Source organism: Gluconacetobacter dulcium, from assembly GCF_014174165.1.
GTDB classification, from domain to species: domain Bacteria; phylum Pseudomonadota; class Alphaproteobacteria; order Acetobacterales; family Acetobacteraceae; genus Gluconacetobacter; species Gluconacetobacter dulcium.
In genome coordinates, this window is the sequence record NZ_JABEQN010000010.1 from 121,832 (window position 1) to 133,736 (window position 11,905).

Below are 11,905 nucleotides of genomic sequence, written 5' to 3' on the forward strand. Positions count from 1 at the left end.
TTAAAAACGTTGATTCCATGGAATCATGAACGGAAACCTCATCCCATCAATAGTCGCGCACCGAGGGCGGTCACCAGCGCCACAGGCATTGCAACGGCACCTATCTTGAGAAATTGCAGGAATCCGACATCCTCGCCGCCCCGGCGGATCACCTGAAGCCACAGGATTGTGGCCAGCGATCCCGTAACCGACAGGTTGGGGCCGAGATCAACGCCGATCAGGAGATTATCGACTACGAGACGCGGCGGATGCGCCTGTACCACGGCTTCGCTCGCGATCAACCCGGCTGGCAGATTGTTCATGAGGTTTGAGATAAACGCCAGAAGGGAACCGGAGCCGAGAGCGGCCGCTGTCGGATCAGACTGGGCCGCACGCTTAAGTATCTGCGCGATTTCCCCAATCAGTCCGGTGCTGTCGATGGCTTCGACCAGAACGAACAGCCCTGCCACGAGAGGCAGAACGCCCCATGAAATCTCCTTCACCAATGTTAATGGTGAGCGTCGTGCCAGCACGGATACTGCCAGAGCCATTGCCACACCGGCCAGCGCGGTCGGCAGACCGAGGGGACGATCAAAAGCGGATATCGTCACGAGCAGGACGGCCGTCAGCACGATCCCGGCAAGAGCGGCTCTTCCGCCCACGGTCAAGCGCATTGGCTCCACCTGAGATGCACACGCCTGCCTGAGATGTTTGCGCTCAATCAGACGGAGGACCAGATAGGTTGTCACGATGGCCATCAACGACGGCAGTGCGAACGATGCCATCCACGATCCCAAAGCCGGAAGCGCACCATCGTAGAGAACCAGATTAGCCGGATTGGAAACCGGCAGGACAAAGCTGGCCGCGTTGGCAATAAGCGCACAGGCAAACAGTAAAGGAAGAGGATCCGCTTTCGCCTTGGTTGCCACGGCAAGCACCGCAGGTGTCAGCACGACTGCCGTCGCATCATTGGACATGAATGTCGTCACGACGACACCAGCCAGATAGACCAGTGTAAACAGTCTGCTCGTTGAGCCCGCAGCATGATTGACTGCCGATGTCGCAATCCAGTCAAACAGACCGTTTGCCCGCGCCGTCTCACTGAGCAGCATCATGCCAATCAGGAAGAGATAGACATCTCCCCCTTTCAGGATTCCCGCTCCAGCCATGGAAACCGGGATCAGACCCATCACGACAAGAAGTGCGGCTCCTGTTACAGCCCACACCCACTCGGCAATCCGAAATGGCCGGATAATGACTCCGGCCGTTGTCAGTGCTGCAATCGCCCAGATCGCCTCATGATGAAACATCATGCGTGTGCATGCTCCGCAGAACGTATGACCGATGCCGAGAAAATCCATAGTCCCAATGATAGAACTGCAAAACAACCAAGAGTGTAAAATGCGGTTGAATAGCCCAGTTCCTCGGCAAGCCATCCCCCCAACGCGGGTGAGAGACTTGCCCCGATGCCTTGTGCCGTCATGACGACACCCTGCCCCACATTGACCCGGCCTGTGCCATTAAGGAGCCGCGCCACCAGACCTGGCACGGCAACGCTCTGAAGCCCCGCGCCTATACCGTCCAGAAACTGTACGGGCCACACACCCCAGTGCTCGATAAACGTACCGGCAATCACGCCCCGGAGCGGCAGGGCAGCAAATGAAATCAGCAACACGATCCAATATCCACGGCTCGCCACAAAACGCATGGCCAAAAGACTGACGCCGATCATCACAGCCTGAGCCACCACCACAGTCATCGCCGTAAACATTGCGGGGTTCCCTTTCCCCGCACTGACGACAGCCATACCGTAAAGCGGCAACATCGCAGCGTTGCCGAGATGAAAGAAGCAGAGACAGGCCGCGAGGATCAGAAGCGGTTTGTGCCGAAGAAACGACCTTATCCCTTCCGCCTTACCTTCAGCATGGCTCTTTCCATCTTCCAGCCCTCGCGCAGCCTGATGGTCGATAGATTTCTCAGGAATCAGGAGAACGGCCGCGATAGCCAGCAGACCAAATGTGACTTCAAGAAAGAAAATCGCGGGCAGGCCAAACATCCAACCGAGCCAGCCAGACAATCCGGCCCCAACCATATTGCCCGCGTGGTTCCAGGCCTGATTCCGGCCAATCTGCGCGTTGAAACCTTTTTGGCGAACAATCCCGAGCGTCATTCCGGCCATCAAGGGGCCGATCCCCGCCCCGGCCAGCGCCGTGGCCATCTGGCTGATGGTTACGACAAGCGTCGATTGTGAATTCAGCAGGAGAAGAGAAGCTGAAATGGTGCAGAGTGCCGCAATAATGACGAACAGACGTTTTTTCGTTGTCTGGTCGATGAGCGCACCAGCAGGGACGGTGGCGAGCATGCCGACAATGCCACCAGCCATCATCACAGATCCGATCGGCCCGGTCTGCCAGCCATGACGCTGAAGAAACACACCCAGGAAAGGACCAATCCCCGCCTGCACGTCAGCCATAAAGAAATTCAGGGCACATAATGAAAACAATGCGCGGTTTGACAGGATGCCTTGCGGCCCCTCTGTCTTCAGACCAGCCACACAAGCGTGCATCACAGGGCTCTTTTCACCAGATCGGAGAGCTTAACAACATAGCAAACAATAAGTTACAAGAGCCCATTAAAAATACACAGCCATGCGATCCATTAAGATGCGACAGCAACGAAACATCATGTGAGCATGAAGCGTCCCGGGTTTCCCTGAGGCTCCTATCTGCGAGAAGGAGCTATCATGAACACGATGAGCCAGAGATTTTCGCCCGAGGTCCGGGAACGTGCGGTCCGTATGGTTGGTGAGCATCGCGCCGACTACGGCTCGGAATGGGCCGCGATGACGTCGATTGCGGCCAGGATTGGTTGCCCGGCGGAGACTTTGCGCCGCTGGTGCCGCGATGAGGCCAGGCGGCGAGAGGGGCCGGCTGGGCAAGCTGGTGACGAGCGGGTTCGGTTCAGGGCGCTTGAGCGCGAGGTCAAGGAATTGCGCCGCGCCAACGAGATCCTGCGCAAGGAATCGGCGTATTTTGCGATGGCGGAGTTCGACCGCCGCGGGAAATGATGATGGCGTTCATCGACGGCCATCGTGAGGACTTAGGGATCGAGCCGATCTGCCGCGAACTGGCGGTCGCCCCGTCCTCCTGTCATGAACATGCCGCGCGTAAGGCCGGTAGCGTCGGGGCGGGCCCGTTTAGGTGGGAATCGACAGAAACGCCATTGCGGCCAGCCTGATCTCACCGGGTGGCTTAGCTCAGGCCCATCGGGCGATGCCAGTCTCGGCGGTCTCGCCCGTCACCGGCACCCATACCCCACACTCAGCCACGAGCATCCCACCCATGCGCGACGGCTTTCAAGCCGGAACACTATGCTTTGATTTAATTGGATATTTTCCATATCATATTGATTCATCCAGGCTCCAATTCGGCCCCAGCCGGCCGAACGACGCGCGCCCGGCCTATCAGGCAGGACCAATCGCAGCGCGGCCATGCCTCTCGTCTCCATCGCGCCCCATGACGCAGCATGCCATCATCCTGCGTGGCGCACATCGGCAAACGGAGCGGCGCCGCCGTCGGCATTCTTCATACCCGGCCGGGCCGTATCGTCATGCCATCCCCCACCCAAGGCGCGGTAGACAGTGATCAGGTTCTGATACCGCGCCGCCTGCACTTCGATCCGGCTTCGCTGGGCGGCATAAAGCGTCCGCTCCGCGTCCAGAGTGGTCAGATAGGAATCCACCCCGGCGTCGAAGCGTGCCCGCGCCAGCCGGCAGGCATCGGCCCAGGACACGACCAGTGCGTCAACCTGCCGCGACTGGTCCAGATACGTGGCACGCGCGGTCAGCGCGTCCGACACTTCATGGAACGCGGTCTGAACCGCCTTTTCATAAGCAGCCACACGCTGGTTCCGCATGGCGCGGGACGCCTGTAGATTTCCTTCGTTCTGCCCCCAGGTAAACAGCGGGATCTGTATCTGCGGGTTCAGGCCGAACGTCGTCCCGCCCCTCGTGAACAGATTATGGAACTGAAGGCTGGAAACACCATTCGAAGCCGTAAGGATCACCCGCGGAAAGAAGGCGGCCCGCATCGCACCGATATCATCGTTGGCCGCAAGCAGGGAAAACTCAGCCGCCTGAATGTCGGGGCGCCGATCCAGCAGATCGGACGGAAGCCCCGCCGGCAGATCGGCCAGAAGCGTCTGTTGCCCGAACGGCGCCGGCGGGGGCAGATCCTTCGGCAACGGCGCGCCAACCAGCAGCGCGAGTTCATTTTCGTCCTGCGCGACCTGCCTCTGGAACTGCGCATAATCCGCCGCAGCCTGCTGGAACTGTCCTTCGACCTGCCGCAGGGTAAGTTGACTGGCCTCACCGCTGTCGAAGCTGGCGCGGGTCAGACGCAGCGTTTCGCCCCGCGATGCCATGGTCTGCCCCGTTATTTTCAGCTCTTCGCCGTGCGCAAGCCAGGCAACATAGGTAGTGGCCACCTGTGCGATCACACTGATCAGCAAAGTGCGCTGGTTGGCGGACTGGCTCAGGGCGCGATCCGCCGCCTCGCGCGAAAGACTGCGGATACGACCGAAAAAATCGACCTCATACGCGGAGAAACCGATATCGGCCTGATAATATTTGAAAACATTGCCGTTCGCATAGGCGGAATTGCCCCGCCCCTGCTGCAAGCCCGGCGCAAAGCTCAGCCCCGCATTGTCCGATGGCGCCTGATAGAGCGCCTGCCCCGTCGCCCCGATCTGCGGGAACAGCGACGCATTCTGCACACGATACTGTCCCTGCACCTGCACCACGGCAGAGGCCGCCGATCGCAGATCGCGGTTTTCCCGGATAGCGAGGGCGATCAACGCCCTGAGCCGCCGATCGACGAAAAAATCGCGCCATCCCAGATCGGCGGCGGCAGTCTCGACAAAAGTCGACGCCCCGGCATGATACGCCGCCCCCTGCGGCCAGATGGCGGAGACCGGCAGCGCCGGCCGATGGTAATCGGGTATCAGCGTACATCCCGACAGCGCCGCGAACAGCAGCGGACCAAACCTGCGCATAAGATACCCCGTCATGAACCCAGGTTTCCCGCACGGGACAGTTCCACGCGATCCTTTCGCCGACGAACCCGGAAAACCCGAAGCACGAGCACGAAGAACACGGGAACGAAATAGATCGCCAGAACGGTCGCCGACATCATGCCGCCGACAACGGCGGTACCGATCGCAGTCCGCGCCCCCGACCCGGCCCCGGTTGCGATCGCCAGTGGAAACACACCGCATACGAACGCGATCGACGTCATCAGGATCGGTCTCAGACGTTCGCATGCGGCCTTGATCACCGCATCCGCAAGCGCGTCGCCGGCCTCGAAGAAAGCCTTGGCGAATTCAACGATGAGAATGGCATTTTTCACAGTCAGTCCCACGGTGGTCAGCAGGCCCACCTGGAAATAGACATCGTTGGCCAGTCCGCGCCACAACGTGGCCGTCAGCGCCCCCAGCACACCCAGCGGAATCACCAGCATCACCGCGAAGGGCACCGCCCAGCTTTCATACAGCCCGGCCAGACAGAGCAGAATCACCGTTGCCGCCAGCGCATAAAGCGGCCCGGTCGCGCTGCTTGAGCGCATCTGCTCGAACGACAGGCCCGTCCATTCGTACCCGATGCCGGGCGGCAACCTGTCCATGATCTCCCGAATGGCCGCCATGGCTGCGCCGCTGCTATATCCAGGGGCCGGCTGGCCAAGGATTTCGTATGAATTCAGTCCGTTATAATTCTCGACCTTCTGCGGGCCGAAGGTCCAGTGACCTTTCGCGATCACATCGAAGGGGACCAGCCCGTTCGCGGCGTTGCGCAGATACCATTTGCCGAGATCCTCGGCCAACCGGCGTCCATCGGCCTCGCCCTGAATGTAAACCTGCTTCACCCGATCGTTGCGCATGAACTGATTGACGTAGATCGACCCCAGCGCCCCTTCGATCGTCGTATTGATTTCGGCATTGGTCACACCCAGCGCATTCGCCTTTTCGCGATCGATCTCCAGCTTGTATTGCGGCGCGTCCTCCAGACCGTTCGAACGCACAGCCGCCAGACGCGGGTCCCTGGCCGCCGCCATCAATATCTGGTCGCGGGCGGCCAGCAGCTTCTCATGACCGAGATGCCCGCGATCCTCCAGTTCAAGATCGAAACCGGTCGCGTTGCCCAACTCCAGCACCGCCGGCGGGTTGATGGCGAAGATCTCGGCTTCACGGTCCGTCTCGAAATGCGTCATGATCCGCATCGCGATCGCGGCCGACGACCGATCAGCGCCCTGGCGGATGCTCCAGTCCTTCAGACGGATGAAGAAAGCGCCCGCATTCTGCCCCTCGCCCGCGAAATTGAATCCATTCGTCGCGAAGACCGACACCACGTTTTCACGTTCGCTCCGAAGGATATAATCGCCGACCCGGCGATTGACCGCCGCCGTCTGCTCCTCCGTAGCCCCCGGAGGCAACGTCACCTGACCGAAGAGCAACCCCTGATCCTCGTCCGGAAGAAACCCTTCCGGAAGCCGGATGAACAGGAAGACGACCAGACCGACCAGCAGACCATATATCACCAGCGACGCCCCGCCGCGCCGCAGCATCCATCCGGCACTCGCCCGGTATCCATCGGTCATTCGGCCAAAGGCGCGGTTGAACCACCCCGCCAGCCCGGTTGTCCTCTGATGCATGTCCGGTTTCAGCATCGTCGCACACAAGGCAGGCGTCATGATCATGGCCACCAGCACCGACAGCCAAATGGCGGCGACGATGGTGATCGAGAACTGGCGATAGATCACGCCGATCGAACCGCCAAAGGCCGCCATCGGCAGAAACACCGCCGTCAGCACCAGCACGATGCCAACCAGCGCGCCCGAAATCTCGTCCATCGAGACCCGCACCGCCTCCCGTGGCGGCAGCTTCCTTTCCGCCATGACGCGCTCGACATTCTCGACGACCACGATGGCATCATCGACCAGCAGCCCCACCGCCAGCACCATGGCCAGCATGGTCAGCGTATTGATCGAAAACCCCAGAGCCGCGAGAATGCCGAACGTCCCCATCAGCACGACGGGCACGGCGATGGTCGGAATCAGCGTCGCACGGAAATTCTGGATAAAGATCAGCATCACAACGAAGACCAGCGCGATAGCCTCGGCCAGCGTGATCACGACCTCCTTGATCGACAGCACGATAAAGGGCTCGGTATCCAGCGGATAGATGGCCTGCAGGCCCGGCGGAAAGAATTTCTCGAGGTTCTTCATCTCCGCGCGCACGGAAGCTTCCGTGGTCAACTGGTTTGCTCCGGGCGCCAGCTTCAGTGCCAGACCGACCGTCGGCTGGTTGTTGTAGAAGGACGTCACGTTATAGCTCTGCGGCCCCAATTCGATCCGCGCCACGTCCTTCAGACGAACCTGCGAGCCGCCGCGTTCGACACGCAGCATGATGTCCCCGAATTCCTCGGGCGAGGTCAGCCGGGTCGGACCGATGATGGTGGCGTCTATGCGCGTGCCCGGCCTGGCCGGCAGCCCCCCGATCTCGCCGGAGGAGACCTGCACGTTCTGATCCATCAGCGCGGCCTGCACGTCACCGATCGTCAGCCCGTATTTATAGAGCTTCCCAGGGTCCATCCAGATCCGCATGGCATATTCCGAGCCGAACAGCGTATGGTCGCCGACACCGGACACACGACTGATCGCATCCGACACGTTCGATGCCACGTAATCGGCGATGTCGAAGCCCGACATGCTGCCGTCCCTGGAAATGAACGCCAGCACCATCATGAAGTCCTTGACCGCCTTCGTGACCGTCAGACCCTGCGCCGTCACGGCAATCGGCAGGCGCGGCAGCACGAGTTGCAGCCTGTTCTGCGCCTGAACCTGGGCGATATCCGGATCGGTCCCCTGCGAAAAGGTCAGGTCGATTTCCATCTGCCCGCTGGCATAGGATTGCGAGGACACGTACACCAGATGATCGAGCCCGAACATCTGCTGCAGGATCGGCCGCACCACGGTATTGTTCACCGTCTCGGCGGAAGCGCCCGGATACATCACACTGATCGCGATCTGCGGCGCGGCGATTGACGGATACTGGGCAACCGGCAGGCGGAAAAGGGAAATCCCGCCCAACAATATGACAATCAGCCCCACCACCCAGGCAAGAACCGGCCGATCTATAAAAAATCGAGACATAATCTGTTCTGCCTTCAATCGGCGTCAACGGGCGGTACGGACCGGGGCGCCGCGACGGGATCAACGGTGTCGCCCGCGCGGATCTTCTGTCGTCCGCTCACCACGATCCGCTCGCCGCCCTTCAGGCCCGACGTCACGATCCAGTCGCCACCGACGGCCGGACCGGTCGCAATCGCCCGCGCACTGGCCACATTGCCGCCGTCCACGACCATGACCATCGGATCGCCATGCGCATTACGAAAGACCGCATCCTGCGGCACGCGCAGCGCGGCAGGATCGACGCCCTCTTCCAGCCTGGCATGGACATACATACCCGGAAGCAGCATGTGTTCCGGGTTCGGCATCACCGCGCGCACCACGACGGTACCGCTGGCCTCATCTACATTGACTTCCGAAAACTCCAGTCGTCCGGCCTGCTCGTACAGGCTGCCATCCTCCAGCGTCAGCGTGACTGTCGCAGCATCCTCGCTGACCCGCCGCAAACGTCCCTGGGCCAGTTCCCTGCGCAATTGCAGCAATCTGGTTGCCGGCAGATTGACATCCACATAAATCGGATCAAGCCGGGTGATGACGGCAAGACTGGAATTCTGCCCTATGGCCGCCAGCGCCCCGACAGTCATGAGAGAGCGCCCCACACGACCGGAAATAGGCGCGCGTACACGGGTGTAACTGAGATCGACCGCCGCACGCGCGACATTGGCTTTCGCCTGGGCGATATCGGCGTCCGCCTCCCGGGCCAGCGCCAGGGCATCGTCATAATCCTGGCGGCTGACCGCATGAATCCGCACCAGCGGGCCGTATCGGTCCAGCCGCGCCCGCGCCGAGCCTTTCACCGCCTGCGCATGCAGAACCCGCGCGGCAGCGGCATCGTAAATCGCCTGATAAGGGGCCGGATCGATCACATAGAGCGGCTGACCGGCCATAACATCCGTCCCTTCCTTGAACAGTCTTTGCTTGATGACCCCGTTCACCTGCGGACGAACCTGCGCGATCTCCACGGCCTCGGTTCGTCCGGGCAGGTCCGCGGTCCTGGTGAACGGCGCGGCCCGTACACTCTGCACAAGCACCCGCTGCGGCGGCACGGAAGTCGCGGCAGCACAGGATGTATAAGCGATCAACGGCTGCACGGCGCATCCGGCAAGGATCACCGCGCGACATAAGAGGCGATACGTCATGACCTGGTCCCGGCAAAGCCGACAGCACCCGCCATCACCTGCGGGCTCTGACGCACGACAACCGTCCGTCAGAACCCGCTTCCGATGTTGACTGCTGCCAGGCCTGGAATTGGCGATATGCGAACCGGTACCATCAGTGACGATACCGGCGGCAGATCATCAGAATTTTGCGGACAGCGTGCCGAAAAACTGTCGCGGCGCACCAGCAAACAGGGTCGGATAATCGCCCGATACCGGATATCCGGAGAACCCCATGCCGCCGATATATTTGCCGCCGAACAGATTGGTGACACCCAAATCCGCCCGCAGGTTCTGCAACACCCCAATCCGTCCGAAATCGTAACTCGCCGATACGCCTGCCAGCCAATAGGCCGGCACGAAAACATCGTTGGCATAGGAAAGCGGGCGCCGATCCGTATAGGTCGCATTGAATGTGGCGCGGAACTGGCGATAGGCATACGAGACATTCGTCTTGTATATCCAGCTCGGGTAAGCGACCTGCTTCTTCCCCTTCAGTTCGACATAGGCACTTTCATACATGATGCCGCGCTGATATTCCGAATCGTTGTAGCTGACCGAATTGAAGATCTCCAACCCATCGAACGGCCGTACCGTCGCCGACACATCCGCCCCATAGATCGACTCCCGACCCGCATTCACAACCGTGCTGATCGGCTGGACGATCAAACCGGCGGTCGTATTGAGCAATCTATTATAGTAATCGGCATGATAAACATCCGCCGTCAGGTCGAAATGCTTCGTCGTAAATCGGTAGCCGAGAACATAATCCCACACACGCTCCGGTTTGATCGTACTCTTGTTACTGACGAACTGCTGCTGGTTCTGAACGGCCCACGCCCCCCCGTTCGCGACAAACCAAGGGCTATAGCTGTACGCACGCATGTTTTCGGCAATATCGACATAAATTTCGTTATGCGAATCAGGCTTATAGTTGACGGAAAAATGAGGAAGGAACGCACTCGAAGCCGTCAATGTCCCGCTCGGGAGTTCGTCTTCCCCCGTGAAGGCCGAATCATTGCTCTTGGCCCCGCCATGCGTTGTCTGGATAAACGACTTGAAGCCGGCGCTGACACGCAGATCACGCCGGATCGCGTAGGTGTCCTGAAGATAATACTGAAAAATATTGGTATTGAACTGATCGGTCAACTCCCGCGCAAATGGATCCTTGAACGGACCAAGCGGGTTACGCGGCGGCCCTTCTCCCAGAAGCGGCTCCTGAAAGAAATCGGCCGGATAGAAATAGCCGCTATTTTCGTACCAGACCCCCGTCTGAATAGTATTTCCTGCAATACGGTAATCCAGAGACTCGACAAAGCCGATACGCCGCAGATTATTGGGGCCATTTTGCTGAGCAAGCGGCGCACCATTGGGCGAGGGAAAATTCTCCGTCGCTTCGATATCGCTATTGGACAGATGCGCGTAAAGTATCGTCTTTTCATCAAGGCGCGATGTCAGATGCAGATCGGCAATCACCGCCATCAGATAGTTCTGCTGGCTCTGTGCCCCATCCAGATACGTTGCATTCTGCAGGTCGGCCGAGTTGCCCAGAACTTGATATGCGGCGGGATAATTTCCCAGAGCCGCATTATAGGCCGTGCTATAGTCAGGATACAGGTAATCAAGGTTGCGGCCCAATTTTCTGAACATATTCATGCTCAGGCCAAGATAATTGAATTGCTGGAACTGCGACCAGTTGAACATCGTCGTGATCTTGCCCAGCGAGCCCAGAGGCTGAACCAGCTTGGCATTGACCTGCTGCTCGAACTGGCTGCCATACCCCTTCCATTTGTCGTTATCCGTTCGTGCCATCGAGACGAACAGCTTCGTACCGGTCGCATTGAGCGAACCGCTATCGACACGCGCAAATGTTCTGAAGGAACTATTGCTGCCGAAAAGCTGCGATACTTTTCCGCCGAACTTGTCCGTCGGATCGGAGGAATAAAACTGGAGGGCGCCACCGAGATTCTGCGTGGACGGCACCGTCAGAGCACCACTCTCCCGCCTCCCGTTTTTTTGAGACACCCGATAAGCACGTGAGACACGTGCGGAGGTGTTACGATGACGACCGAGCTGAAGAACGACGCGAAACGACCGGGGCATGGGGGACGGATGTCACGCCGCCGCAAGAAGGAGGCCGTGCTTCGTCTGCTGCGCGGTGAGGACCTGGAGATGGTCTCGCGCGAACTGGGCGTGACAGCCGCGACCCTGAGCGGATGGCAGGACGCTTTCCTTTCTGGGGGCGAGGCCCGTCTCGCGACGCGACAGACCGACGGAGAGACGCTGGAGAGCGATCGCCTCAAGGCAAAGCTCGGCGAGGTCATGATCGAGCGCGAACTGCTGCGTGAAAAGATCGCGGCCCTGGAGGGAGGGCGCCCTTTGGCCCGTCGGAGGCCGCGGCCATGAGTGCAACGGTCTCCCCATCCTCTGGCCGTCCCTATGGATTGGCGGCAGTCTGCCGGATGTGGAACATCAGTCGGGCGACACTCTATCGACACAGGACACCTGCGTCGGCGAGACCGGAGCCAC

General features: G+C 60.0%; 6 protein-coding genes, 2 pseudogenes and 1 other annotated feature. Of the genes and pseudogenes, 2 read left to right on the forward strand and 6 right to left on the reverse strand.

All coding sequences use genetic code 11. The features are described from left to right. Positions 1 to 38: 38 nt before the first annotated feature. Both HLH25_RS09995 and HLH25_RS10000 read right to left on the reverse strand, forming a co-directional pair. On the reverse strand, positions 39 to 1,292 hold the full coding sequence (locus HLH25_RS09995; RefSeq protein WP_182973915.1) for an arsenic transporter: 1,254 nt from the start codon (positions 1,290 to 1,292) through the stop codon (positions 39 to 41). Next, complete coding sequence (locus HLH25_RS10000) at positions 1,289 to 2,545, reverse strand: MFS transporter (protein ID WP_182973916.1); 1,257 nt, start codon at positions 2,543 to 2,545, stop codon at positions 1,289 to 1,291. Before HLH25_RS10000 ends, HLH25_RS09995 begins: the two co-directional genes overlap by 4 nt. A gap of 177 nt (positions 2,546 to 2,722) precedes the next feature. Between HLH25_RS10000 and HLH25_RS10005 the strand changes: the two are divergent. Then, positions 2,723 to 3,153, forward strand: a pseudogene (locus HLH25_RS10005) (transposase); the annotation flags it as partial. Next, positions 3,004 to 3,120: a sequence feature (AL1L pseudoknot), on the forward strand. (Overlaps the previous pseudogene by 117 nt.) A 357-nt stretch (positions 3,154 to 3,510) precedes the next feature. Here the strand turns inward: HLH25_RS10005 and HLH25_RS10010 are convergent. From HLH25_RS10010 to HLH25_RS10025, 4 genes are all read right to left on the reverse strand, one after another. Continuing rightward, positions 3,511 to 5,046: an efflux transporter outer membrane subunit gene (locus HLH25_RS10010; protein WP_182973917.1), complete on the reverse strand. Its 1,536-nt coding sequence runs from the start codon at positions 5,044 to 5,046 to the stop codon at positions 3,511 to 3,513. Continuing rightward, positions 5,043 to 8,183, reverse strand: a complete 3,141-nt coding sequence (locus tag HLH25_RS10015) for an efflux RND transporter permease subunit (protein ID WP_182973918.1) — start codon at positions 8,181 to 8,183, stop codon at positions 5,043 to 5,045. Before HLH25_RS10015 ends, HLH25_RS10010 begins: the two co-directional genes overlap by 4 nt. Positions 8,184 to 8,197: 14 nt before the next feature. Continuing rightward, a complete protein-coding gene (locus tag HLH25_RS10020; RefSeq protein WP_182973919.1) occupies positions 8,198 to 9,358 on the reverse strand; it encodes an efflux RND transporter periplasmic adaptor subunit in 1,161 nt (386 codons plus the stop codon). 159 nt (positions 9,359 to 9,517) lie between these two features. Next, positions 9,518 to 11,359, reverse strand: a complete 1,842-nt coding sequence (locus HLH25_RS10025) for a TonB-dependent receptor domain-containing protein (protein WP_182973920.1) — start codon at positions 11,357 to 11,359, stop codon at positions 9,518 to 9,520. Positions 11,360 to 11,437: 78 nt separating this feature from the next. Here HLH25_RS10025 and HLH25_RS10030 point away from each other — a divergent pair. Further along, positions 11,438 to 11,905, forward strand: a pseudogene (locus HLH25_RS10030) (IS3-like element ISMtsp5 family transposase); the annotation flags it as partial.

Excerpts from the sequence above, each read along its gene's own strand:
- HLH25_RS09995 (WP_182973915.1), bottom strand. The coding sequence starts at position 1,292 with ATGATGTTTCATCATGAGGCGATCTGGGCGATTGCAGCACTGACAACG.
- HLH25_RS10000 (WP_182973916.1), bottom strand. The coding sequence starts at position 2,545 with ATGCACGCTTGTGTGGCTGGTCTGAAGACAGAGGGGCCGCAAGGCATC.
- HLH25_RS10010 (WP_182973917.1), bottom strand. The coding sequence starts at position 5,046 with ATGACGGGGTATCTTATGCGCAGGTTTGGTCCGCTGCTGTTCGCGGCG.
- HLH25_RS10015 (WP_182973918.1), bottom strand. The coding sequence starts at position 8,183 with ATGTCTCGATTTTTTATAGATCGGCCGGTTCTTGCCTGGGTGGTGGGG.
- HLH25_RS10020 (WP_182973919.1), bottom strand. The coding sequence starts at position 9,358 with ATGACGTATCGCCTCTTATGTCGCGCGGTGATCCTTGCCGGATGCGCC.